The sequence below is a fragment of the Pseudomonas amygdali genome, from assembly GCF_002699855.1.
GTDB lineage: Bacteria > Pseudomonadota > Gammaproteobacteria > Pseudomonadales > Pseudomonadaceae > Aquipseudomonas > Aquipseudomonas amygdali.
Genome location: NZ_LKBW01000267.1, coordinates 15,288 through 40,820, shown reverse-complemented (window position 1 = coordinate 40,820; position 25,533 = coordinate 15,288). Strand labels below are relative to the sequence as shown.

Below are 25,533 nucleotides of genomic sequence, written 5' to 3'. Positions count from 1 at the left end.
CAGGATGCAGGCCGCCAAGGCAGCGTAAGTGGATAATTGTCCAACCTTCGGGGGGGGCATACCATTCCAGCGTGGGAATGCCGTTCGTGACGCTCCGCGTCACAGGTCTTTCAGTTACCCACCTCGATTGTGCTCAACCCATTCCCCTGGCGACGCACTTTGATCTGCACCGGAATCCGTTCATGCATTTCCTGTACGTGGGAGATCACGCCGACCTTGCGACCCTGTGCCTGCAAGCCGTCCAGTGCGTCCATCGCCAGTTGCAGCGATTCCGGGTCGAGGCTGCCGAAGCCCTCGTCGATGAACAGCGATTCGATACGCAGCGTGCTGGAGGCCATCGACGCCAGTCCCAGCGCCAACGCCAGCGAGACCAGGAAGGTTTCGCCACCCGACAGCGAGTGAACCGAGCGTAGTTCGTCGCCCATTTCGGTGTCCATGACCAGCAGGCCGAGCATGCTGCCGCCGCGTTTCAGGCGGTAGCGGCGCACCAGTTGCCGGAGCTGCGCATTGGCATGGTGGACCAGCAGGTCAAGGTTGTAGGCTTGGGCGATCTTGCGGAATTTCTCGCCTTCGGCCGAGCCAATCAGCGATGCCAGGCGTGCCCAGCGCAGGTATTCGTCATTGGCATCGTTGATGCGCGCCTGCAATTCGCTGTTGGCGTTGCGACGGCGCTGATCTTCGCTGAGTTCGGCACGCAGGTCGGCGCATTGCTGCTCGCCGAGCGCGGACTGTTCATGGGCCTGTTGCAGCGCTGCCGCCAGTTGCGTGCTGTCGCTAAGGTCGCTGTATTGCGCCTGATGCTGTTGCAGGCGCTGATCGCGCTCCTGCAGCAATACTTTTGCCTGCTCCAGCGCTTTGTCGGTAGCGTTCAGTTGCAGACGCAGTTGCTCGACATGCGCGTCATCGTAGGTCAGCAGCGTGTCGAGCGCGGTATCGTCCAGCTCGGGATGCTGGCCGCGCCACTCGCTGATCTGCACATCAAGTTCAGCCAGTTCCTGCTGTAAGGATTGATGTTGTTGCTGGGCGGACTTGAGTTCGGCAGCCAGCTGGATCAACTGGCTTTGAATCTGCTGCAGAGCCTCGGCGGGCGAGCTTTCGGTTTGCCTGGCCTGCTCGATGGCGTTTTCCAGCGCCTGTTGCCAGTGCTCGGCAGTCGCATGCTCGCCCAGCAAGCCGGTCAGTGCCTGTTGGCTGGCCTGTTGTTGCTCGCCGAGCCGGGCGACTTCCTGCGCCAGTTCGGTCTGGCGGTGCAGGCGAGTCTGCTGCTCGATCTGATGCTTTTCGATCTTCTGCTGGCGCTCGCTCTGCTCCTGCTGCTCTTCGTGTTGCTGCTCAAGTTGATCCAGACGCTGAGTCACCTGCTGCTCAAGCTGCATCACCGTTGCCGATGCATCGCTGCGCAGCCCCTCAAGCACGTGTGGCGAGACCAGCGGCGTGAATGCGCTCAGTTCTTCGTCCAGCCGCTGCCTGTCGACGTCCAGCTGCTTGAGCTGCTCGGCAACATGGCTCGCCGCGGTCTGACTGGCTTCTGTGGCTGCCTGAAGTTGCTGCTGCAAGCGGGCGGCGTCTTTCTGCAGGGTCAGCAACGCTTCCTGGCGTTGCTCGTCACGGGTGATGACTTCGCTCAGGTTATTCAATTGCTGGCTCAACCAGCTGTCACGCTTGCCTGCGTCGTGGTCGAGCAATTGAGCCGCGAGGGGATGAGATTCCAGATCCGGTGCCAGGGCTTGATGACGCAGGGTGAGCTGTTCGTGCTGACGCAGCAGCTCTTTCTGGCGGGCGATCACGCCGCCAACCTGCTCGCGCAATTGGTTGCGCTGTTCGGTCAGTTGGTCCACCGCCTTCTGCGCGCTGGCCTGCTCGTTGTCATCATGTTGCGTGAGGCTTTCCAGCAAAGCTTCCGGCTGATGCCAAGGGTGTTCGATGCTGCCACAGACCGGGCAGGGCTGGTCGTCCTGCAACTGGACGCGCAATTCTTCAACGCTGGCGCTGCGGGCCAGGCGTTGACGTTCCAGCAGTTGCCGGGTAACGGTCAGGGTCTGTTCGGCGACGGTCAGTTCATCACGAACGCGAATGCCTTCGCTGTTGAGCTGTTCGCGTTGCTGCTGAGCGCTTTGCTGTTGCTGCGCCAGATCGGCCAGTTGTCGGTCTACGTCCTGCTGGCTGGCCCACAGACGGGCCAGGTCTTCGAATGCGCGTTGCTGCTTGCGATTGTCCTGCAGCAGGCTGCCGAGAATCTGTACCTGTTCGGTCACCGCATCCACTTCGCAATCGGCTTCGCGGTACAGCAATTCCAGCGCGCTGCATTGCTCGGTCAACTGTTGATCGGCCGTGCTGGCACGTTGCTGCAGTGCAGGCAGTTCACTCTGCCCGTGCTTGAGGCGGTTGGCGATCAGCGTGAGGGATTTCAGGCGGTCGCGCCAGGCGCTCCAGGCCTGAGCCAGCGGGGCCAGTTCGCTGCTGTGCTCCAGTTGCTCGGCAATACGTTCAAGGCGCTGCGAAACCTGTTGCTGCTGGTCGAGCAGAATGTGCAGGCTGGCCTGACCCTCAGTACAAAGCTGTCCGGTTTGCTGATGCAGGTCAGACACCTTGGCCAGTTCCTGGGCCAGGTGGTTCAGCGTGTTCTGTGTGTCAAAAGCCTGCTGCAACAGCGGTTTGGCGTTGCTGTGGGTTTGCTGGGCCGCCAGCAGACTGGCGTGCGCCTGGGTGCGGCGGGTCTCCAGTTGTTGCTGCTGATCTTGCAGCGAAGCCTGCTGTTGCTGATGCTGACGAATTTGTTCCGCCAGCGGGTTGAGCTGGGCGTTCAGCGTGACCCGACGCGTGAAACGGTGGCGCTGCGGGCCCAGGCGTTCCAGTTGGCCGAGGGTCTGACGTGCACCGCTCTGGTCGTCCCAGGCCTGTTGAGCACGGGTGATCGCCTCCTGCGCGGCAAGCTGTTCATCGCGCAGGCGGTGTAGCTCGATCAGCCACTGCTGTTTGATTTCCAGTTGCCTTTGCTGTGCCTGGTGCGCCTTGAGCTGCTGCTGTGCGTCGTTGAGGCGTTGTTCCAGTTCAGCCAGCAGCTCCGGAGCCAGCGGGACGATGTTGCTGGCTTGAGCAGTGAGAGTTTTAAGCGCTTCCTCGGCCTCTTTGCTCTTGCTGTAGGCGCGCCTCCCGAGCTGGCTGTAGATAGCGGTATTGGTCAGCTTCTCCAGCAGTTCGCTGCGTTCCTTGTCGTCGGCCTTGAGGAAGGCACTGAACTCGCTCTGAGCGAGCATCACGGCGCGGGTAAATTGCTCGAAATTCAGCCCCAGACGCTGCTCGATCAGTTGCTCGAATTCACGCTTGCTCTGGTTGCTGAGCACCTGTTCGCTGTCCAGGTCGGTCAGGGTCTGGCGGCTGGCCTGCAGCTTTTTGGTCGCGTTGTCGCGTGCGCGGTTGGTTTCCCAGCGGGCGCGATAACGGCGCTGATCGATGCCGATAAAGTCTACTTCTGCGTAACCGCTGCCCGTGCCACGCCGCAGCAGGGTGCGCGGGTCGCTGGTGGTGATGTCGCCGTCGATGTCCGGGACCTTGGACTGGCCGATATTACTCAGCCGCGGAATCGCTCCGAACAGCGCCAGGCACAAGGCGTCGAGCAGGGTGCTTTTACCTGCGCCGGTCGGGCCGGTAATGGCGAACAGACCGGCGCTGGCCAGCGGCTCGGCAGTGAAATCGATTTCAAACGGCCCGGCCAGCGAGGCAAGGTTTTTCAGGCGAATGGCAAGGATTTTCATGGCTGTTCGCTCTCCTGCTGGACTTCACGCAGCAGCGTGGCGAAATCGGTCAGGGTCTGTTCGTCGACCTCGCTGCCGAAGTTGTCCTGCCAGGCACGGCTGAACAATTCCTGAGGCGTTAGCTGGTCCAGCTCGATCAGGGCGGCTTCACCCTCGTTGCCGTCGGCACTGCCTTTACCGGCGTATTCAGCACCGATGCGCACCAACCGCACGGCTTTGCCTTGCAGCGCGGTTTCGATCTGGTTGCGCAGGTCCGGTTGCGGTTCATCAAGACGCACGCGCACTTCCAGCCACGGCTGGCGGTCCGGGTCGGCAAGCAGGTCGATGTCCGGCAGCGCCTTGAGCTGTACCAGCAAATCGGCCAAGGGCGCAGGCCCCAGGCGTTGCAGGTTGACGGCGCGAGGGATGAGCAACGGCTCGACACTGGTCAGCGTCTCACCGTCGCAATTGATCTCGAGAATCTGGTGCTGATAGCTGATTTCCGAAAATGAAAGTGGAATCGGCGAACCGCTGTAGCGAATGCGCTCTTCACCATTGACTCGTTGCGGCTTGTGCAAATGGCCAAGCGCGACATAGGTGATGCTCGGTCCGAACAGAGTGGCGGGCAGGGCTTCGGCGTTGCCGATGATCAGGCTGCGCTCGGAGTCTTCCGAGACCGAACCGCCCGCCATGTGCGCGTGGCTGATGGCGATCAGTGCCTGACCTGGCTGGCGCTTGAGGTTGGCTGCTTCGATCAGCAACTCATGAACCCGACCGATACCGCGCAGGTAGTCGTCACCCAGCGTCGGGCCGGTGACCTCGGCAGGACGCAGGAAGGGCAGCGCCAGGCACCAGGCTTTGACGTTGCCTTCGGCGTCCGGCAACGGTAGCAGCAGGCGTTCGGCGTCCAGCACACCGTCGTCCAGCCACATCACCCTGCCCAGTGCGTGTGTGCGCAAACGGCGCATCAGGGGTGCAGGGAGTTCGATACGCGAGCCGGAGTCGTGGTTGCCTGCGATCATCGCGATGGTCAGCAGCGGCTGCCGTTCATGAGCGTTGACGATGAAGTCGTACAGGCGTTCCTGCGCTTTGACCGGCGGGTTGACGGTGTCGAAGATGTCGCCCGCGATCAACAGTACATCAGGTTTTCGTTCGGCCAGACGGGCCAGCAGCCAGGTCAGAAAGCAGGCGTGTTCGAAATCCCGCTCCTGACCGTGCAGGTTCTGACCCAGATGCCAGTCAGAGGTGTGAAACAGACGCATTGGTTTACCTTGTCGTGTAGAGGTGTTGCCTGAGCTGCATCCTCACTTGGGATACAGCGGTGGCAACCCGGCATCGCCTGCCGGGTCCTTGATATGTTCGGCGGCAGGCAGCTTGCGCACGGCGCGCCAGAGGTCTTCACCCAGCCACAGCTTGCCGGTTTCGCTATAAAGCGCGCCGTTCAGACCGTCCAGTGCATCGGACAGCGGCACGAAACGCGCGGCCATTTCGGCCAGGGTTTCCGGCTGCTGGCGTGCCCACGCGTCGAGTGCCTGACGGGTGCCTTGAGGGTCGTTGGCCAGGCAGGCGCGTTTGAGGTCATCCAGGACGGTACGCGGGCTGGGCCCGGTCTGCACGGCCCGGGCGATTGCCGGCTGCCCGCGGGCCCGCCACCACAGGGCGAAACCGTAAAAGGTGGTGCAGGCCAGCAATAGCGTGCTCAGTTGCCACGGCCAGACTGGCGGGCCGATCACCGTCACGCCGCTCATGTCGTTGTTCACCGGCGTGTCCACTGCCAGGCCGGGGTTGCTGCTGATCTGCAGGGTACGTGCGGCCAGGCTGGTGTGTTCCAGGTGATCTTCACGGGTATTCCACCAGGTCACTTCAACCGCAGGCAGGTCAATTGCCCCGGCGCGGGTTGGCACCAGTGCCTCGCGTTCTTCGCGGGTACCGATCAGGCCGCGTTCGCTGGGCAGGTTGCGCAGCTGTGGCTGATCCGGATAACGCCGCAGGCCGGGCACTTCGGTGGGCGGCAAGGGTGGCAGTTGCGCACCGGCCAGGCCTTCGGCCTTGAGTATGAGGGTGCGGGTCAGTGAATCGCCGACCTGAGTGGTGCCGGGCTCGGGGCTCCAGCTCTCTTCAAGGCTGATACTGCGCGCCGGCAACCAGGCGACATCAGCCGGGTAGTCGGCGGGCTTGGGTTTGACGGTCAACGGCACTTCGGCGGATTTGACCCGCACCGATCGACCTGGTTGCGGGCCGAACGGGTTGGCATCCTGGCCTTGCGAGCCTTCGGCAGGTGTCTGCACCAGCGTAGCGCTGAACACTTGTGCCGGTATCTTCAGCACGCCGCTTTGCTGCGGATAGATCGCGTAGCGTGTTTCGATCACGCCATGACGCACACCATTGATCAGCTTTTCGTAGGTGTGCGAATCACCCAGTTTTTCGACCCGTGCGTCCGGTACTTGCAAAGGGCTCAGGCTGCTGTCGTCGAACAGCGACACCGAGTGGTAGATGCGCAGGGTCAGCACGGTCTGGGCCTGAACATAGACGCTGTCCTGATCGAGGCTCGCTTCGATGAAGATCGACGCCAGATGGCTGCCTGGGTCCTGGGGCTCGCTTTGCAGAACCTGTAGCGTCAGTGGCTGGCTTTTCAGCTCACCCAGTTGCAACGACGGGATCAACACGCTGCCGGTCTCGCGAGGCAGCAGGGTGACGATCCAGCGAGTGGTGGCCTGACTGCTGCCGTCCAGGGTTTTCAGGCTGTTGAGCTGGCGCGTGTCGCGCACCTCGAAACTGCTTTCCAAGGCGCTCATGTCCGGCTTGCCGAACTGCGTCACATCATCGGTTTCCAGCGTCAACTCGACAGTTTCCCCGGCGTTCAGGCGCGTGCGGTCGACGCTGGCGGTCAGTTGCGCAGCCTGCAATGACAAGCTGATCAGGCTCAGCAGCAGGCCGATCAATAAGGTGTACACGCGACTCATCGGGTCTTTTCCTGATGTTGCTGTTCGTAGCGAAATTTGCGCCGCAGCAGCTCGCCCGGATCATCCGGAATCTGCCTCAGCCACTGTTCCAGTTCCTGACGCCGCTCGCCGGTAATAGGGGTGTCTGCGGCCTGGAGCGGTGGGCGGGTAGTTTGCTCGTCGTCCGCCGATTCGCCTGAGGTGGCCTGACCGCTGACGTCTGGCGGCAGGCTCTCGCTGGCACCGGGCTGATCCGAGCGGGACGGGTTCTGATCGGCTGGCGATGCACTGCTGTTGGGGTCCTGTGACGCTTGCTGGCCTTCTTCGCCCTGATCGGCCTTGTTCTGTTCATCCTCGGCAGGCTTCTGGACATCGGCCTTGTCCAGCAGGCTTTGTACCAGCGCCCGGTTGGTTTGTGCCGCGGGAAACTCGGGCTGGCGGTCCAGGGCCTGTTCGTAGGCATCCAGTGCTGCCGCCAGCTCGCCGCTGCGCGCCAGGGCATTGCCGCGATTGTAATGGTCGGCGGCGCTGTTGCCTTCGGCAAACTGCTGGGCGGCGCTGACGTAGTCTTCGGCCTGGTAAAAGGCCACGCCTTTCCAGCGCGGGTCTTCGAAGCGTTGTGCGGCCTCGGCTGGCCGATGCTGCTCCAGTAGCCGCTGGCCCTGTTGATCGGGACGCAGCCACAGGTCCTGAAACTCGAACGCTTGGCTGTTTTGCGGAAACATGAACAGTAGCGGCAGACAGAACAGCCAGCCGCGCCGACCAGCCAGGGCTGCGATCAACAATAGCGGGAGCAGGAACCAGTGGCCCTGATCGGCCCAGGTATCGAGTTGCACGACCTGCCCGTCGCTGCTCATGTGCTGGGGGCTGGCCAGCAGGCCAAGGCTGTGCAAATCTTCTTCATCGCCTCGTGCCTGACGATAGCTGCCGCCGACCTGATCGGCGAATTCGTTGAGGCTGTTGCTGTCCAGGCGCGACACCAGAATGGCGCCCTGGTCGTCCTTGAGCAGGCTGCCGTTTTCCTGCATGACCGGCGCGCCGTCAGCCGTACCGATGCCAAGGATCAGCAACGGCGGCGATTGCCCGCGCAACGCCGTACGGATGCCCTGACGTTCCTGTTCGCTCAGTGACGAGGTGATCAGCAGAATTCGCCCTTGGCCCAGTGCGCCCTGTTTCAGCAGGTGCAGGGCTTTCTGGACCGCCAGATCGGCACGCTGGCCGGTCATGGGCATGATCGACGGCCTGATGGCTTCCAGCAGGTTATGGCTGGTGACCAGGTCATCGGACAGCGGCACCAGCGTGTGCGCGCTGCCCGCATAGACGACGATGGCGGTCTGCGCATCGCTGCGCTTTTGCAACAGGTCCAGCAGTTTGCGTTTCGCCTGTTCCAGGCGGGTGGGCGCATTGTCGGTGGCGAGCATCTGCGGGGTGAGTTCAAGTATCACCACCAGCGGATCGACCGGTTTCTGGCTGATCTGTTCGACACGCTGCCAGCTGGGGCCCAGCAACGCGAAAAGCGCCAGCAGCCATGCCAGCCCGAGTGCGACCCACGGCAGTTTACTGTTGCTGCCGCGCCCACCGTTGAGCAGTACGGCATGAAAGTGGGTCGGCAGAAGCATTTGCCAGCGCCCGGCGCGTTTCTGCCGATGCCAGAGCCGCCAGATCAACAGCGCCAGCAACGGCAGGATCAGCAGCCATTCGGGGCGAAACCAGTGCGGCCACAGAGAGGCGATCATCGCGACCTCCAGAGGCTTTTGACGCGCTCACGCCAGTTGACGGAACGCACGACAGTCAGCAGGCGTTGCAGCGCATTGTTTGGCCACAGTTCACGCAGTACCAGCAGTACGCTCAACAGCAGGGCTGTCGCCAGCGGCCATTGATAAAGCGTCTGCGCCGGACGTGCCTGGGTGGGCTGCTGGGCAACCGGTTCCAGGCTGTCCAGGGTGGCGCGAATCTTTTCCAGTTGGTCGCCGTCGCGAGCACGGAAATACTGGCCGCCACTGAGGCTGGCGATTTCCTTGAGCGTCGGCTCGTCCAGATCAAGGCTCGGATTGAGGCCGAGGACGCTTTGCAGCGCGTCCTTGTCGGGGTCCGAGCCAATACCGATGGGGTAGATTTTTACGCCTTCTTCGGCAGCCAGCCGCGCGGCAGTGATCGGATCGATCTGACCGGCGTTATTGGCACCGTCGGTGACCAGCACCAGCACGCGGCTGGTGGCCGGGCGCAAGCGCAGGCGTTTCAGGCCCAGACCGATAGCATCGCCAAGCGCAGTGTTCTTGCCTGCAATACCGATTTTTGCCTCGTCAAGCCAGACCCTTACAGTGCGCCGGTCATAGGTGAGCGGTGCCTGGACAAAAGCCTGAGTGCCAAACAGGATCAAACCGACCCGGTCGCCCTTGCGGCCCTCGAGAAAGTCACCGAGCAACTGTTGCACCAGCACCAGTCGGCTGACTTCATCGCTTTTCCACTGCATGTCGGGGTAGTCCATGGAACCGGACACGTCGACAGCCACCAGCAGGTCGCGCCCGCTGGCAGCCACTGGCAGTGGCTCGCCCAGCCATTGCGGTCGCGCGGTGGCTATCAACAGCAACAGCCAGATGAGCAGAAAGGGCGCACGCTGTCTCCAGATCGGCAGATTGGCCTTGGCGCGGCGTCCACTCAGCCCTTCGAGTTCACTGAGAAAACTGACCTTTAGCGCCGGCTCGCCGCTGTCGGCCATGGGCAGCAGGGCGCGCATCAGCCACGGCAGCGGCAGCAGGGCGAAAACCCAGGGCCAGACGAACTCAAACATGTTTGCGGATCCAGGTATCAACCGCCTGGGTCAGCCCGGTGATGGCCTTGTCGTCCAGCTTGCACTCGGGTTTGTAGGCACCTTCGACCAGAATCATCCAGCGCGTCAGGCCTGCCGCCGGGCAGCGGTTGTCGAGGAACGCCAGCCATTTTCGGCCGTTCAGCGTGTGGCTCTGGCTGTGCGGATAATGGTTGCGGCACAGGCGTTTGAGCAGGCCGTTGATCTGCTGCAGCCAGGCACCTGCCGGGGCGCCATCGTAGGGCTTGGGCAAGCTGGCGAGTTCCGCCAGGGCGGCGAGGCGAACCGGGTCCAGCGGTTGTTCGCTGCGAACCTTGCGCGCCTTGACCGGCAGCAGTACACGCAAACGCCACAGGCCCCAGCCCACTGCCGGGATCAGCAACAGCAGCAGCCACCACCCCGGGGCAAGCGGCCAAAAGCCGACGGCTTCGGGAGCAATCAGCGGCTCGAGCTGATCGAGCGGATTCATTTGCGCTTCACCGGACGCTTTGCGTTGAGGTATTCGCGCAATTGTTCAACGAGTTCCGCCTGGGTGCTCAAGGGCATTAGCAATACCCGCAGTTTCTGCGCCAGCAATTCCCAGCGCGCAGAGCGGTCTTCGCCCTGTTGCCGGTAGGCGCGGCGCAGTTCGGGGTTGAGGGTATCGAGTTCCAGCTGCGCGCCGCGTTCGGCAAAGCGCAGCAGGCCCGCAGCGGGCAGCGCACGGTCCAGTGGGTCGGACAATGGCAGCAACAGCAGGTCGCTGTGGCGTGACAGCAGGCTCAACTGTTGTTCGGCAGCATCGGAAAGGGCGCGTTCGTCGCACAACACGATGACCAGGCTGCCAGGGCGCAGCACTTCCCTAGCGCGACGCAGCGCAGTGCCGAAGGCATCGCGGTCTGCCGGGATCTCGGTGTGCAGTGACTGATTGACCCGCACCAGTCGGTTGAGCAACTGCAACAGGCTTTGTTTGCTGCGTCGGGGCTTGATCTCGTAGTGCTCGTTATCGCCGAACACCAGCCCGCCGACCCGGTCGTTGTGTTCCAGCGCGGCCCAGCCGATCAGCGCGGCAGCCTGGGCCGCGAGTACCGACTTGAACATCAGGGCGGAGCCGAAGAACAGTCGACGGCTTTGCTCCACCAGAATGAAAATCGGCCGCTCGCGTTCTTCGTGGAACAGCTTGGTGTGCGGCTCCTGAGTGCGTGCGGTCACTCGCCAGTCGATGCTGCGCACGTCGTCGCCAGCCTGATAGACCCGCACCTGATCGAAATCCACGCCGCGCCCGCGCAGTTTGGAATGGTGCAGGCCGATCAACGGGCTGAGTTGGCTGGGCGTAGAGAACAGCTGCACTTCCCGCACCCGATGACGCATTTCGATCAGCTCGCTGAGGCTGACGCGGATGCCCGGCTGGGGGATCAGGTAGGGTTGCATGGGCTCAGGCGACGGCCACGACGTCGAGGATGCGCTGAATCACGCGATCCTGATCGATACCGGCAGCTTCGGCTTCGAACGACAGGATGATCCGGTGGCGCAATACATCGAACAGCACTGCCTGAATGTCTTCGGGGCTGACGAAGTCACGTCCGGCCAGCCAGGCATGTGCGCGGGCGCAGCGCTCCAGCGAAATGGAACCACGCGGGCTGGCACCGTAGGCAATCCACTCGGCCAGTTCCGGGTCGAATTTGGCCGGGGTCCGGGTGGCCATGACCAGTTGCACCAGGTACTCCTCGACCGCATCGGCCATGTACAGGCCGAGAATTTCCTTGCGTGCGGCAAAGATCGCCTGCTGGCTGACACGGCGTTCCGGCTTGGTTTCGCCATTCAGGGCTTCGCCACGCGCCTGTTGCAGGATCTTGCGTTCGACGGCGGCATCCGGGAAACCGATCTTGACGTGCATCAGAAAGCGATCGAGCTGAGCTTCTGGCAACGGGTAGGTGCCTTCCTGCTCAATGGGGTTCTGGGTGGCCATGACCAGAAACAGCGGTGACAGGTCGTAGGTGCTGCGGCCCACGCTCACCTGGCGTTCGGCCATGGCTTCGAGCAGCGCTGACTGAACCTTGGCCGGCGCACGGTTGATTTCGTCGGCCAGTACCAGATTGTGGAAGATCGGCCCTTGCTGGAATACGAAACTGCCGGTTTCCGGGCGATAGATTTCCGTACCGGTGATGTCGGCAGGCAGCAGGTCGGGGGTGAACTGAATGCGGTGGAACTGTGCTTCGATGCCTTCTGCCAGTTCCTTGATGGCCTTGGTCTTGGCCAGGCCGGGTGCGCCTTCGACCAGCATGTGACCGTCGGCAAGCAGGGCGATGAGCAGGCGTTCGATCAGCTTTTCCTGGCCAAGGATCTGCGTTGAAAGAAAGGTTCGCAGCGCAATCAGCGCTTCACGATGTTCCATCGGTGACGGTTCCTGGCAGGGTGATCAGCTGTGTCTGGTGACTGCTGAGCTGGGGGCGATACTTTAATCCATCCAGGCAGGTATCGACTAACGACTACCGCGTTTTTTATTGCATTTAGAGACGCATACGTCATTTAACTGGGAATTGCCCTACATGTTCTGTGTATGGGCGTGTAGGACGACAGGGTCAGGCCGTCGAATGCGGCAGGGTTAGAGCCGATAGAATTCAGCTGCGTTATCCCACAACGCCTGACGGGCGCCGCCTTCACCCAGTGCGTCGATCAGCAATTCGATATCGTCAGGCTGGAAAGGGCGGGGCGCTCGCGTGGAGGGCAGGTCAGTGCCGAACATCAACGCATTCGGATTGGCGGCATGGATATCCCTGAGTGCTTCGCGCACCGGGAAGTCAACGCGTCCAAAACCACAGGCCTTGACCCGCACACCGCGCTCGGCAAGACGCAGCACCACGGGCAATCCTTCGGCGCTCAATCCCAGGTGATCGATGCTGATCGCTGGCAATTTCAGCAGACGGGTTTCTATTTCCGCCAGTTCTCGGGAGTCGATGTACAGCTCCGAATGCCAGCCTGCGCGTTCATGCACTCGCACGGCCAGCGCTTCCAGCTGGTCGAGCTGCTCCGAGCCGCCGCGCTTGAGATTGAAACGCAGGGCGCGCACGCCTGCGGCATTGAGGGTGTCCAGTTCAGTATCGGTGACACTGGCGGGCAGTTGAGTGACACCGACGAAGCCCGGCCCCAGCAAGCGCAGCGCCTGAAGTAAATAACCCTGATCAAAGCCCTGAAAGGACCCGGACACCACCGCGCCGCCCTGAACGCCCAGCGGCTGGACCGTCGCAAGCTAGTCTCCGACGCCGAACGGGTCCGGCAGGTAGCCGTTATTGGCGATCAGCGGGAAGTGCGGGTCGATGATATGGCAGTGGGCGTCGAAAATGCGGTTCATGACGGGCTCCTGTACGGCGAAGTACTCACTCTAGCGGTTTTGCCCGTTAACTGATCGTGCTGGTGTACTCGCCCACGTTTTCAAGAATGATCTGTAGCGTGTGGTGAACATCCTGCAGCTCGGCTGCGTCGGTGCCGTGCAGAATTTCATACTGGTGGTGGCCATCGAGCTGCTTCGCGTCCTCCGGGGTGATTTCCACCAACAGGCGCTCGGCACTGAAGCTGACTTTCAGGCTGGACACATTCAGTGACTTTTCATCGCTGACAGTGATTTCCACTTCGTTCTCGTCCGGGAAGCGGGTCAGGGAAAACAGCACGCCGTTCTCTGCGTGGCAGCAAAGCAGCGCCATGTCGTCGTATTCGTCGTCGCACGGGTTGGCGATGAGGCTGGCGGTCTTGATTTGCATGATGGGGCTCCGGGTCTTGGCAACTGAGGCGTCAGGGGGATTTTGCCAGTCCCGAGTAAATTTTGTCGGGGATGTTTGGCACCATCGTGCGGATTTTAACGCGACCTGATGACCGAATATGTCGCAGCCTCGTAAGCAGCACGCCGTCAGCTCTCGTTAAGCTGCATGGCAGACGAGTGGTGTACGGTGTCGGATGCGCGCAGTTTTTTATTCCCGCATTCAAATGTGACTACCCTGACACAGCGCGCGTTAGTACTTTAGCTTTACACTCGATCAGGTTATGCCCACGCAAGTGAATGTAAGGGCACACCGGTCGCAACACCTTCTTCAAGCCTCCCCAATAAAAGCCAAAGCGGAGTACCACAGATGGCGTTCTTCACCGCAGCCAGCAAGGCCGACTTCCAGCATCAACTGCAAGCGGCACTGGCTCAGCACATCAGCGAACAGGCACTGCCACAAGTGGCGCTGTTTGCCGAGCAATTCTTCGGCATCATTTCCCTCGACGAACTCACCCAGCGGCGTCTGTCCGACCTGGCAGGCTGCACCTTGTCCGCATGGCGCCTGCTGGAGCGTTTCGAGCACGCTCACCCGCAGGTCCGGGTCTACAACCCTGATTACGAGCGCCACGGCTGGCAGTCGACTCATACTGCCGTTGAAGTGCTGCATCACGACCTGCCGTTTCTGGTCGACTCCGTGCGTACCGAGCTGAACCGTCGCGGTTACAGCATCCACACCCTGCAGACCACCGTACTGAGCGTGCGTCGCGGCGCTGCTGGCGAACTGTTGGAGCTGCTGCCCAAGGGCACCACCGGCGAGGACGTGCTGCAGGAATCGCTGATGTACCTGGAGATCGACCGCTGCGCCAACGTCAGCGAGTTGAATGTGCTGGCTCGCGAGCTGGGGCAGGTGCTGGGCGAGGTACGTGCTGCCGTCGAAGACTTCGGGCCGATGAAAGCGCGTCTGCATGAGCTGCTGGCCAGTATCGATGCCAACGAATCCAATACCGACGTCGAAGAGAAGGCCGAGATCAAGGTCTTCCTGCAATGGCTGGTGGATAACCACTTCACCTTTCTGGGTTATGAAGAGTTTGAAGTACGCAACGACGCCGAAGGCGGCCAGTTGGTGTATGACGAGTCGTCTTTCCTGGGGCTGACCCGACTGTTACGCCCCGGTCTGACCCGCGAAGAGCTGCACATCGAAGACTACGCAGTGAAATACCTGCAAGAGCCGGTGCTGCTGTCGTTTGCCAAGGCGGCGCATCCAAGCCGCGTACACCGTCCTGCCTATCCGGATTACGTGTCGATCCGGCAGATCGATGCCTCGGGCAAGGTCATCAAGGAATGTCGCTTCATGGGCCTGTACACCTCGTCGGTGTATGGCGAGAGCGTACGGCAGATCCCGTACATCCGTCGCAAGGTCGCAGAAGTCGAGCGCCGTTCCGGTTTCGACGCCAAGGCGCACCTGGGCAAGGAGTTGGCGCAGGTCGTCGAAGTGCTGCCCCGTGACGACTTGTTCCAGACGCCGGTGGACGAGTTGTTCACTACGGTCATGTCCATCGTGCAGATTCAGGAGCGCAACAAGATTCGCGTGTTCCTGCGCAAGGACCCATACGGCCGTTTCTGCTACTGCCTGGCTTATGTGCCGCGCGACGTGTATTCAACCGAAGTGCGCCAGAAGATCCAGCAGGTATTGATGGATCGCCTGAAAGCCAGCGATTGCGAGTTCTGGACGTTCTTCTCTGAATCCGTGCTGGCGCGTGTGCAGTTGATCCTGCGGGTCGATCCGAAGGTCAATCTGGACATCGACGTTGCCCAGCTGGAAAACGAAGTCATTCAGGCCTGTCGCTCGTGGAAAGACGACTACGCCAGTCTTGTGGTCGAGAGCTTTGGCGAGGCCCACGGCACCAACGTGCTGGCCGATTTCCCGAAAGGTTTCCCGGCCGGCTACCGCGAGCGCTTTGCTGCGCATTCGGCGGTGGTCGACATGCAGCACGTGCTGAGCCTGAGCGAAACCAATCCGCTGGTGATGAGCTTCTATCAGCCACTGGCTGGTGGCCGCCAGCAATTGCATTGCAAGCTGTATCACGCCGACACACCGCTGGCACTGTCCGATGTGTTGCCGATTCATGAAAACCTCGGTCTGCGTGTACTGGGCGAGTTCCCGTATCGCCTGCACCACGCCAATGGTCGCGAATTCTGGATTCATGACTTCGCCTTTACCTATGGCGAAGGTCTGAACCTCGATATTCAACAGCTCAATGACACCTTGCAGGATGCGTTCGTGCATATCGTGCGCGGCGACGCCGAAAACGATGCGTTCAACCGTCTGGTGCTGACTGCCGGTCTGCCTTGGCGCGACGTGGCGCTGCTGCGTGCCTATGCGCGCTATCTGAAGCAGATTCGTCTGGGCTTCGATCTGGGCTACATCGCCAGCACGCTGAACAACCACACCGACATTGCCCGCGAGCTGACGCGTCTGTTCAAGACCCGTTTCTACCTGGCGCGCAAGCTGGGTTCCGACGATCTGGATGACAAGCAGCTGCGTCTGGAACAGGCGATTCTGACTGCCCTGGACGACGTTCAGGTGCTCAACGAAGACCGCATCCTGCGTCGTTATCTGGACCTGATCAAGGCGACCCTGCGGACCAACTTCTATCAGGCTGATGCCAACGGGCAGAGCAAGGGCTATTTCAGCTTCAAGTTCAACCCGCGCCTGATCCCCGAATTGCCAAAGCCGGTGCCCAAGTTTGAAATCTTCGTCTACTCGCCGCGCGTCGAAGGCGTGCACCTGCGCTTCGGCAACGTGGCGCGTGGCGGCCTGCGCTGGTCTGATCGCGAAGAAGACTTCCGTACCGAAGTGCTGGGCCTGGTAAAAGCCCAGCAGGTGAAGAACTCGGTCATCGTGCCGGTCGGCGCGAAGGGCGGTTTTGTGCCGCGCCGTCTGCCGACCACTGGCAACCGTGATGAGGTGCAGGCTGAAGCGATTGCCTGCTACCGCATCTTCATCTCGGGGCTGCTGGACATCACCGACAACCTCAAGGAAGGCGTGCTGGTACCGCCGGTCAATGTGGTGCGTCATGACGATGATGACCCGTATCTGGTAGTCGCAGCCGACAAGGGCACCGCTACCTTTTCCGACATCGCCAACGGCATCGCCATCGACTACGGCTTCTGGCTGGGTGACGCTTTCGCGTCCGGTGGTTCGGCCGGTTATGACCACAAGAAGATGGGCATCACCGCCAAGGGCGCGTGGGTAGGCGTGCAGCGTCACTTCCGTGAGCGCGACATCAATGTCCAGCAGGACAGCATCAGTGTGATCGGCATCGGCGACATGGCCGGTGACGTGTTCGGCAACGGCTTGCTGATGTCCGACAAGCTGCAACTGGTTGCCGCATTCAACCACCTGCACATTTTCATCGATCCGAATCCGGACCCGGCCAGCAGCTTTGTCGAGCGCCAGCGCCTGTTCAATCTGCCGCGCTCGTCCTGGACCGACTACGACACCAGCATCATGTCCGCTGGCGGCGGGATCTTCCCGCGCAGCCTCAAGAGCATCGCCATTACCGAGCAGATGAAGGCGCGCTTCGACATCAAGGCTGACAAGCTGACCCCGACCGAATTGCTCCACGCGTTGCTCAAGGCTCCGGTCGATCTGTTGTGGAACGGCGGCATCGGCACCTACGTGAAGTCCAGCGAGGAGTCGCACGCCGACGTGGGCGACAAGGCCAACGATGCGCTGCGCGTCGATGGCAATGAGCTGCGCTGCAAGGTGGTGGGCGAGGGCGGCAACCTGGGCATGACCCAGCTGGGCCGTGTCGAGTTCGGCCTCAATGGCGGCGCGACCAACACCGACTTCATCGACAACGCCGGTGGTGTGGACTGCTCCGACCACGAAGTGAACATCAAGATCCTGCTCAACGAGGTGGTGCAGGCCGGTGACATGACCGAGAAGCAGCGCAACCAGCTGCTCGAAAGCATGACCGACGAAGTGGGCCACCTGGTGCTGGGTAACAACTACAAGCAGACTCAGGCACTGTCACTGGCAGCACGCCGTGCTTACGAGCGGATTGCTGAATACAAGCGTCTGATGAATGACCTGGAGGCCCGTGGCAAGCTCGACCGCGCCATTGAGTTCCTGCCTGCTGAAGAGCAGATCGCCGAGCGGGTGGCGGCCAAACAGGGCTTGAGCCGTGCCGAACTGTCGGTATTGATCTCCTACAGCAAGATCGACCTCAAGGAAGCGTTGCTGGAATCCCGTGTGCCGGATGACGATTATCTGGCGCGCGATATGGAAACTGCATTCCCGCCATCGCTGGGGGCCAGATTTTCAACGGCCATGCGCAGTCATCGTCTGAAACGCGAGATCGTCAGCACCCAGATCGCCAACGATCTGGTCAACCACATGGGCATCACCTTCGTGCAGCGGCTCAAGGAGTCGACCGGCATGAGTGCTGCGGCTGTGGCCGGTGCTTACGTGATTGTGCGCGACATCTTCCACCTGCCGCACTGGTTCCGTCAGATCGAAGCGCTGGACTACAAGGTTTCCGCCGAGATCCAGCTGGCGCTGATGGATGAACTGATGCGTCTTGGGCGTCGTGCAACGCGCTGGTTCCTGCGCAGTCGTCGCAACGAGCTGGATGCCGGTCGTGACGTGGCGCACTTCGGTCCGCACCTCGCCGCACTGGGCCTCAAGCTTGACGAGTTGCTGGAAGACGGGCCTACCCGCGAGATATGGCAGACGCGTTATCAGGCTTATGTCGAAGCCGGTGTGCCGGAACTGCTGGCGCGTATGGTGGCGGGTACGACGCACCTGTACACGCTGCTGCCGATCATCGAAGCCTCCGACGTGACCGGGCAGAACGCTGCCGACGTGGCCAAGGCGTACTTTGCCGTGGGCAGCGCGCTGGACATCACCTGGTACTTGCAACAGATCAGCAGCCTGCCGGTGGAAAACAACTGGCAGGCCCTGGCGCGTGAAGCGTTCCGTGACGATGTCGACTGGCAACAGCGGGCGATCACCGTGTCGGTCCTGCAAATGGCTGACGGTCCTTCGGAAATCGATGCGCGTCTGGCCCTGTGGCTGGAGCAGCACTCGCTGATGGTCGAGCGCTGGCGTGCCATGCTGGTCGAGCTTCGTGCGGCAAGCGGCACGGATTACGCCATGTACGCCGTTGCCAACCGTGAGCTGCTGGACCTGGCCATGAGTGGGCAGGCCCTGACGGTCTGACCGCTGTCGTAGCAAGGCCGTAAGCAAAAAAACCGCATCGAAAGATGCGTTTTTTTTGTGCGTGGTTACAGGCTTCAGGCTGTCGATCAAGCCGCTGACAGGTGCTCGTACAGAATCGTCGCGCCGACGATGATCAATACGATGCCGCCGACGATTTCAGCGCGCTTGCCGACCATGGTGCCGAGCACTCGGCCCAACATCACCCCGATGGTGACCATTACCGTGGTTGCCAAGCCAATCGCCAGGGCGGCAATCACGATATTGACGTCGACAAATGCCAGACCTACGCCGACCGCCAGTGCATCGATGCTGGTGGCGAATGCGGTGACGGCGAGAATCCAGAACGAGTGCTGGCCGGGTTTTTCCTGTTCTTCATCGTCATCGTGTTTGATGCCGTTGTAGATCATGTGCAGGCCCAGTACCAGCAACAAGGTGAAGGCAATCCAGTGGTCCCAGCTTTCAGCGAAGCGGGCGGCGACCTGACCGATGCCCCAACCGATCACCGGGGTGATGGTCTCGATAGCGCCGAATATCAAACCGGTACGCAACGCTTCGATAAAGCGCGGTTTATGCAGGCTTGCTCCTTTACCAAGGGCCGCAGCAAAGGCGTCCGTGGACATGGCAAGCGCGAGAAAGAGGAGGGAAATCGGGTTCACGGTTATATCCAGTCGGGCTATGAGTCAACGACGCAACCACACGCCCGACTTTAGGCATGGATGCATCGTTGGTCTCGCCAACCAGAAGGTGTCCGCACCACGGCATGCAGCCGAGAATGTTGATGCGAACGCTCAGTGACCGGAGTCAAGAGCAGGCTACTCCCCAACAAGGGTCGCTACTATAGCCATCCGAATGTGAAAAATATATGTACGAGGGTGATTCAAACAAAAAAAACCCATCACGAGGATGGGGTTCTTTTAACGCCTGCTTTCGTGCTTACACTTGAACGGCCGGGATGTTGGCGTTCGCAGCGGCTTCAAGGAACTCGGCGATCTGATCGAAGCTCAGGTAGCGGTACACGTCCGCTGCCATGGTGTCGATCTGGTTGGCGTAGCCCATGTACTCTTCGACGGTCGGCAGGCGACCCAGAATCGAAGCAACGGACGCCAGCTCGGCGGAGGCCAGGTAGACGTTCGCGCCGTCACCCAGACGGTTCGGGAAGTTACGGGTCGACGTCGACACTACGGTCGAGTTCGGTTCCACGCGTGCCTGGTTACCCATGCACAGCGAGCAGCCCGGCATTTCCATACGCGCGCCAGCCTTACCGTAGATGCCGTAGTAGCCTTCTTCGGTCAGTTGGTGAGCGTCCATCTTGGTCGGCGGCGACAGCCACAGACGCGTCGGCAGCTGGCCCTTGACCTGATCCAGCAACTTGCCCGCAGCGCGGAAGTGGCCGATGTTGGTCATGCAGGAGCCGATGAACACTTCGTCGATCTTCTCGCCCTGTACCGAAGACAGCAGGCGGGCATCGTCCGGGTCGTTCGGCGCGCAGAGCACAGGCTCTTTGACGTCGGCCAGATCGATTTCGATGATTTCGGCGTACTCGGCGTCCTTGTCGGCTTCCAGCAGCTCCGGGTTGGCAACCCAGGCTTCCATCGCCTGAGCACGACGCTCCAGGGTGCGCGGATCACCGTAACCCTGTTCGATCATCCAGCGCAGCAGGGTGATGTTCGAATTCAGGTATTCAATGATCGGCTCTTTGGCCAGCTTGATGGTGCAACCGGCAGCCGAACGCTCGGCAGAGGCGTCGGACAGCTCGAAAGCCTGCTCGATGCTCAGGTTGTCGAGGCCTTCGATTTCCAGGATGCGGCCGGAGAATGCGTTCTTCTTGCCTTTCTTCTCTACGGTCAGCAGGCCAGCCTGAATGGCGTAGTAAGGAATGGCGTGAACCAGGTCGCGCAGGGTGATGCCGGGTTGCATCTTGCCCTTGAAGCGAACCAGGATCGACTCAGGCATGTCCAGCGGCATGACGCCGGTAGCAGCGGCAAACGCCACCAGACCGGAACCGGCCGGGAAGGAGATACCGATCGGGAAGCGGGTGTGCGAGTCGCCACCGGTGCCGACGGTGTCCGGCAGCAGCATGCGGTTCAGCCAGCTGTGGATGATGCCGTCGCCTGGACGCAGGGAAACGCCGCCGCGGGTCATGATGAAGTCAGGCAGCGTGTGGTGCGTCTTGACGTCGATAGGCTTTGGATAGGCTGCAGTGTGGCAGAACGACTGCATGACCAGGTCGGTCGAGAAGCCCAGGCATGCCAGGTCTTTCAACTCGTCGCGGGTCATCGGGCCAGTGGTGTCCTGGGAACCGACGGTGGTCATCTTCGGCTCGCAGTAGGTGCCAGGACGAACGCCTGCAACGCCGCACGCCTTGCCGACCATCTTCTGCGCCAGGGTGTAACCCTTGGTGCTTTCGGCTGGCTGGTCAGGGGTCTTGAACAGGTCGAACTCAGGCAGGCCCAGTTCGGCGCGCGCCTTGCTGGTCAGGCCGCGACCTATGATCAGCGGAATACGACCGCCTGCGCGAACTTCGTCGAGCAGCACCGGGGTCTTCATTTCGAAGGTGGTAATGACTTCGTCGCTGTCGTGCTTGCACACCTTGCCGGCGTACGGGTAGACGTCGATCACGTCACCCATGTTGATGTTCGAGACATCGAATTCGATTGGCAGGGCGCCAGCATCTTCCATGGTGTTGTAAAAGATCGGGGCAATCTTGCTGCCGAAGCAGAAACCACCGGCACGCTTGTTCGGCACGTAAGGAACGTCGTCGCCGAAGAACCACAGTACCGAGTTGGTTGCCGATTTACGCGAGGAACCGGTACCGACCACGTCGCCGACGTAGGCAATAGGGAAACCCTGACCGCGCATTTCTTCGATCTGTTTCATCGGGCCGATAGAGCCCTGAACGTCTGGAACGATACCGTCACGGGCCATTTTCAACATGGCAAGGGCGTGCAACGGGATATCCGGACGGGACCAGGCATCAGGTGCCGGGGACAGGTCATCGGTGTTGGTTTCGCCGGTGACCTTGAAGACGCGCAGGCTGATCTTGTCGGCCAGCGTCGGACGCTTCTTGAACCACTCGCCGTCAGCCCAGGACTGCAGGACAGCCTTGGCGTGAGCGTTGCCGTTTTTGGCTTTTTCGGCCACGTCGTGGAAGGCATCGAACATCAGCAGGGTGTGCTTGAGCTGTTCGGCGGCGACCGGCGCGAGGGTGGCGTCGTCGAGCAGTTCAACCAGGGTGACGATGTTGTAGCCGCCCTGCATGGTGCCCAACAGTTCGGTTGCACGTTTTTTGTCGATCAGGGGAGAAGTGGCTTCGCCCTTGGCCAGGGCAGACAGGAAACCGGCCTTTACGTAAGCGGCTTCGTCAACGCCTGGCGGAACGCGGTTGGTGATCAGATCGACAAGGAAAGCTTCTTCGCCAGCCGGGGGATTCTTCAGCAGCTCGACCAGGCCTGCAGTTTGTTCGGCGTTAAGCGGCTGGGGCACGATGCCCTGGGCGGCACGCTCTTCGATGTGTTTACGGTAGGCTTCAAGCACAGTATTAACCCTCATCAGTGGTCCCAAATGGGTGTCCGGGACGCTCATCCAGAAATCGTCCGTACCCACGCAAGGCTTATTGAGCCTTGTTGGCAGGGTGTCGGCGATTCCTAACAGAAGCTGTTTTCAAAGTTTTACGCCTGCAGAACGGGGGGAGTGACGGTCGACACGGCCATTCTTGATGAGGGAATGGCCTGTCGACGCCGCAATGCGGGGTTAACCTGACTGTGCTCGTGACGCTTTGAAAACAGCTTCCAACGGACATTGGCGCCTTAAAAGGCTCGCTGATTCTACGCCAAAACTTCGCTAAAGGTAAGTTAGCCCCTACATCTTCGGGGGTGAACTTGCTTAGACAAAGGGCTAACATGAGCCCCTGTTTCGCCTTCCCCAGTCCTGCCTGACATGCCCGATTACATTATCAAAACCCCCTGCGTCGGCCTTTGCTCCACTGTTTATGGGGACCTGGTGTGCCGTGGCTGCAAGCGGTTCCACCACGAGGTCATCCACTGGAACGGCTATAACGAGGATGAAAAAAGAGCGGTATGGCTGCGTCTGGAACAATTGCTGGTCCAGGTGATGACTGCCAAGCTTGAAGTCTTCGATGCCGACAAGCTGCGCGCGCAGCTCACCCAGCGCAAGATCCGTTTCGTGCCGCATCAGTCCGAGTATTGCTGGGCCTACCAGTTGATCGCGCGCGGCGCACGGGTCATCAGTCAGGTTGAGGCCTACGGCTTTGTGCTGCTGCCGGAGTTTCGTGACTGGACGCTGCCGGAATTGCGCGATGCGATCGATCGCGAGTTTTTCCTGCTGTCCGAGGCGCATTATCAGCGTTACATCGCACCGGGCTTTCTGCGCGATGCGTTCGGGGCCTGATCAGGCAGCCGTCCTTCATTGCATGCATTTGTATCGCGAGGCATCGTCGCTCCTCGTATAATGCCTGGCTTTGTCTCTCTGTCATTCTGTGAGCTTATGTACCCGATCCCCGAAATCGAAGCCTTCCTGCTTTGCCGCACCCCCGACAGCTGGGTTCAGGCCGCGTTGCGCAACCTGGATATCTTGCTGATCGACCATGCGAACAATGAGAAGAAGGCGGCCGGGGCTGCGTTTCAGTTCATGTTTCAGTACAACGACAAGTTCGACCTGTTGAGCAAGATGTCGCGTCTGGCTCGGGAAGAGCTGCGCCATTTCGAGCAAGTGATCAGCATAATCAGAAAGCGCCAGATCCCTATGGCCAACATCAGCTCGGCGCGTTATGCCGGAGCGCTGCGCAAACTTGTGCGCAATCACAATCCTTACCGACTGACCGACGCGCTGATCGTCGGTGCCATTGTCGAGGCCCGTTCCTGTGAGCGCTTCGCTGCGCTGGTGCCTCACCTGGACGAAGAGCTGGCCAAATTCTACGGCGGCCTGCTGAAATCCGAAGCGCGGCATTTTCAGGATTATCTCAAGCTGGCTTACAGCTACGGCGACAAGGCTGATGTCGATGCCAAGATCGAGGAAATCCGTCTGGCCGAGCGTGAGCTGATCGAAAGCCCTGACGAAGAGTTTCGCTTTCACAGTGGTGTGCCCGTCGCCGCCTGATTCCCCGCGCGCACCTTCAAAAACGACCGCCTTGCCAGCGGTCGTTTTTTTATGGGTATTTAGTAAGCAAGCTAATAAATGCTTTGACAGCGGCTGCCTAGGCAGTAATATTTTGCAATCACTGCCTAGGCAGCTATCTGGATGATTTCTTGAAACATTTCAGCCCCGACAATTTCGATTCCAGCCTGATCGGGCTGCTGGTCGGTCGTACCAATGCGCTCAAAGACCGCATGCTCGACAAGTACCTGCTGCCTTATGACGTGACGTTCGCGCAGTTCAAGGTGCTGATCATCATTGCCCAGTTCTCGACCGACACCCCTGTGGAATTGTGTCGTCACCTGTCGCTGGACAGCGGTTCGATGACCCGCATGCTCGATCGTCTGGAGCAGAAAGGGCTGGTTGTGCGCCAGCGGTCAGCGACTGATCGTCGCCAGGTGCGCCTGGCGCTGACGGAGCAGGGGCAGGCGCTCTCTGACCTGCTGCCGCAGATTGGTGCGGACGCCATGAATGACACCTTTGCCGCGCTCGACAGTGATGAGGTCGAGACCCTGACAAGGATTCTCACCAAGGTACTGGTGGCCGCCGATGACCACATCACCCTGACTCGTCTGAGCTTCAACCCCAAAGCTAAAAGCTGAGCGGCAGACCTGTCGGCAGGCGTGCGCCTGCCGCTCGTTCCTGTCTCGCCGCTTCGCTGATAAAAAGGTAACTGCCATGGCCACTGCCGCCACTGAAAACACATCTGCCCCGTCCTCGCAGCAAACGCCGAAGCCCGGCAAGCGCAAGTTCCTGCTGATCGGGCTCGCCGTCATCGTCGTGATTCTTGGTTTGGCCATCTGGGCCTGGTACGAGTTTTACGGCCAATGGAGCGAAGAGACCGACGACGCCTACGTGAATGGCAATGTCGTCGAAATCACCCCGTTGGTTACCGGAACCGTTATCAGCATTGGTGCCGACGACGGGGATCTGGTGCACGAAGGGCAGGTGCTGCTCAAATTCGACCCGAGCGATGCCGAAGTTTCGCTGCAAAGCGCCGAGGCCAATCTGGGTAAGGTTGTGCGTCAGGTGCGTGGTTTGTACAGCAATGTCGATGGCATGAAGGCACAACTGGCTGCGCAGCGCACCGCCGTGCAGACCGCTCAGGAGAACTACAACCGTCGGCGCAGTCTGGCCGCGGGCGGGGCGATTTCCCAGGAAGAGCTGTCGCATTCCAGAGACAGCCTGACCAGCGCGCAAAGTGAGTTGAACAACATTCAGCAGCAGTTGAGCACCAGCGTGGCGCTGGTCGATGACACGGTTGTTTCTTCACATCCCGACGTCAAGGCTGCTGCCTCGCAGTTGCGTCAGGCCTTTCTGGCCAATGCACGCAGTACGCTGGTAGCGCCGGTCACCGGTTATGTGGCCAAGCGCAGCGTGCAACTGGGCCAGCGCATCCAGCCGGGCACCGCGACCATGGCTGTGATCCCGCTGGATCAGTTGTGGATCGATGCCAACTTCAAGGAAACCCAACTGGGCAAGATGCGCATCGGTCAACCGGTGGAGATCAGCTCCGACCTGTATGGCAGCGATGTGAAGTACAGCGGCACCATCGACAGTCTGGGCGCAGGCACCGGCAGTGCCTTTGCGCTGTTGCCGGCACAGAACGCGACGGGTAACTGGATCAAGATCGTCCAGCGTGTGCCGGTCCGTGTACATATCAACCCTGAAGAGCTGGCGAAGCATCCGTTGCGCATCGGTCTGTCGACCACCGTCGAGGTCAATCTGCATGACCAGAGCGGTCCGGTGCTGGCGCAACAGCCGCGCAAGCAGGCCGCTTTCAGCACTCAGGTTTACGCCACGCAGCTTGCCGACGCTGATGCGTTGATCGCCCGTCTGATTCACGAGAACAGTGCTTCCAGTGGCAAGACTGCCGTTCAGCGCTGAACCGCCAATCCGTGAACCCCGACCACTTGGCCGGGGTGTCGCACTCG

Annotated in this window: 16 protein-coding genes and 1 pseudogene; 5 read left to right on the top strand and 12 right to left on the bottom strand. The window is 60.8% G+C overall.

Annotated features, from left to right (window positions below):
• Positions 1-110: 110 nt before the first annotated feature.
• The 10 genes and pseudogenes from AO277_RS17700 to AO277_RS17655 form a co-directional block, all read right to left on the bottom strand.
• On the bottom strand, positions 111-3,755 hold the full coding sequence (locus AO277_RS17700) for an AAA family ATPase (protein ID WP_044318433.1): 3,645 nt from the start codon (positions 3,753-3,755) through the stop codon (positions 111-113).
• Positions 3,752-4,996 carry an exonuclease SbcCD subunit D C-terminal domain-containing protein gene (locus tag AO277_RS17695; RefSeq protein ID WP_044318432.1) on the bottom strand — a complete coding sequence of 415 codons (1,245 nt, stop codon included), beginning with the start codon at positions 4,994-4,996 and terminating at the stop codon, positions 3,752-3,754. The genes AO277_RS17700 and AO277_RS17695 overlap by 4 nt, the downstream gene beginning before the upstream one ends.
• A 42-nt stretch (positions 4,997-5,038) precedes the next feature.
• The gene (locus AO277_RS17690) at positions 5,039-6,697 is read right to left on the bottom strand and encodes a BatD family protein (protein WP_044318431.1); all 1,659 of its coding nucleotides are present in this window, start codon (positions 6,695-6,697) and stop codon (positions 5,039-5,041) included.
• The gene (locus AO277_RS17685) at positions 6,694-8,412 is read right to left on the bottom strand and encodes a VWA domain-containing protein (protein ID WP_002554480.1); all 1,719 of its coding nucleotides are present in this window, start codon (positions 8,410-8,412) and stop codon (positions 6,694-6,696) included. Before AO277_RS17685 ends, AO277_RS17690 begins: the two co-directional genes overlap by 4 nt.
• Positions 8,409-9,467 (bottom strand): vWA domain-containing protein, encoded by a 1,059-nt coding sequence (locus AO277_RS17680; RefSeq protein ID WP_044318430.1) that lies wholly within the window; start codon positions 9,465-9,467, stop codon positions 8,409-8,411. Before AO277_RS17680 ends, AO277_RS17685 begins: the two co-directional genes overlap by 4 nt.
• Complete coding sequence (locus AO277_RS17675; protein ID WP_002554478.1) at positions 9,460-9,954, bottom strand: DUF4381 domain-containing protein; 495 nt, start codon at positions 9,952-9,954, stop codon at positions 9,460-9,462. Before AO277_RS17675 ends, AO277_RS17680 begins: the two co-directional genes overlap by 8 nt.
• The gene (locus tag AO277_RS17670) at positions 9,951-10,895 is read right to left on the bottom strand and encodes a DUF58 domain-containing protein (RefSeq protein ID WP_044318429.1); all 945 of its coding nucleotides are present in this window, start codon (positions 10,893-10,895) and stop codon (positions 9,951-9,953) included. The genes AO277_RS17675 and AO277_RS17670 overlap by 4 nt, the downstream gene beginning before the upstream one ends.
• A gap of 4 nt (positions 10,896-10,899) precedes the next feature.
• Positions 10,900-11,859 (bottom strand): AAA family ATPase, encoded by a 960-nt coding sequence (locus tag AO277_RS17665; RefSeq protein ID WP_044318428.1) that lies wholly within the window; start codon positions 11,857-11,859, stop codon positions 10,900-10,902.
• Positions 11,860-12,069: 210 nt separating this feature from the next.
• Positions 12,070-12,816, bottom strand: a pseudogene (locus AO277_RS17660) (amidohydrolase family protein).
• 46 nt (positions 12,817-12,862) lie between these two features.
• Positions 12,863-13,222, bottom strand: coding sequence for a hypothetical protein (locus AO277_RS17655; RefSeq protein WP_002554474.1), 360 nt, complete (start codon positions 13,220-13,222; stop codon positions 12,863-12,865).
• A 366-nt stretch (positions 13,223-13,588) separates the two neighbouring features.
• Between AO277_RS17655 and AO277_RS17650 the strand changes: the two genes are divergently transcribed.
• Positions 13,589-18,448 carry an NAD-glutamate dehydrogenase gene (locus AO277_RS17650; RefSeq protein WP_044318427.1) on the top strand — a complete coding sequence of 1,620 codons (4,860 nt, stop codon included), beginning with the start codon at positions 13,589-13,591 and terminating at the stop codon, positions 18,446-18,448.
• Between the two features lie 86 nt (positions 18,449-18,534).
• On the opposite strand, the gene mntP is transcribed toward AO277_RS17650, so the two are convergent.
• On the bottom strand, positions 18,535-19,104 hold the full coding sequence (mntP, locus tag AO277_RS17645) for a manganese efflux pump MntP (protein ID WP_002554472.1): 570 nt from the start codon (positions 19,102-19,104) through the stop codon (positions 18,535-18,537).
• Between the two features lie 277 nt (positions 19,105-19,381).
• Positions 19,382-21,982, bottom strand: a complete 2,601-nt coding sequence (gene acnB, locus AO277_RS17640) for a bifunctional aconitate hydratase 2/2-methylisocitrate dehydratase (RefSeq protein ID WP_044318426.1) — start codon at positions 21,980-21,982, stop codon at positions 19,382-19,384.
• A 402-nt stretch (positions 21,983-22,384) separates the two neighbouring features.
• Here acnB and AO277_RS17635 point away from each other — a divergent pair, with 402 nt between their 5' ends.
• The 4 genes from AO277_RS17635 (at position 22,385) to AO277_RS17620 (ending at position 25,486) form a co-directional block, all read left to right on the top strand.
• Entirely contained in the window at positions 22,385-22,855 is a 471-nt protein-coding gene (locus AO277_RS17635) for a DUF1289 domain-containing protein (protein WP_002554470.1), read from the top strand.
• A 96-nt stretch (positions 22,856-22,951) separates the two neighbouring features.
• Positions 22,952-23,563: a MiaE family protein gene (locus tag AO277_RS17630; RefSeq protein ID WP_003368536.1), complete on the top strand. Its 612-nt coding sequence runs from the start codon at positions 22,952-22,954 to the stop codon at positions 23,561-23,563.
• A gap of 149 nt (positions 23,564-23,712) precedes the next feature.
• Positions 23,713-24,201, top strand: a complete 489-nt coding sequence (locus AO277_RS17625) for a MarR family winged helix-turn-helix transcriptional regulator (protein WP_004659671.1) — start codon at positions 23,713-23,715, stop codon at positions 24,199-24,201.
• A gap of 76 nt (positions 24,202-24,277) precedes the next feature.
• Positions 24,278-25,486 carry an HlyD family secretion protein gene (locus tag AO277_RS17620; protein ID WP_002554467.1) on the top strand — a complete coding sequence of 403 codons (1,209 nt, stop codon included), beginning with the start codon at positions 24,278-24,280 and terminating at the stop codon, positions 25,484-25,486.
• Positions 25,487-25,533 lie beyond the last annotated feature (47 nt).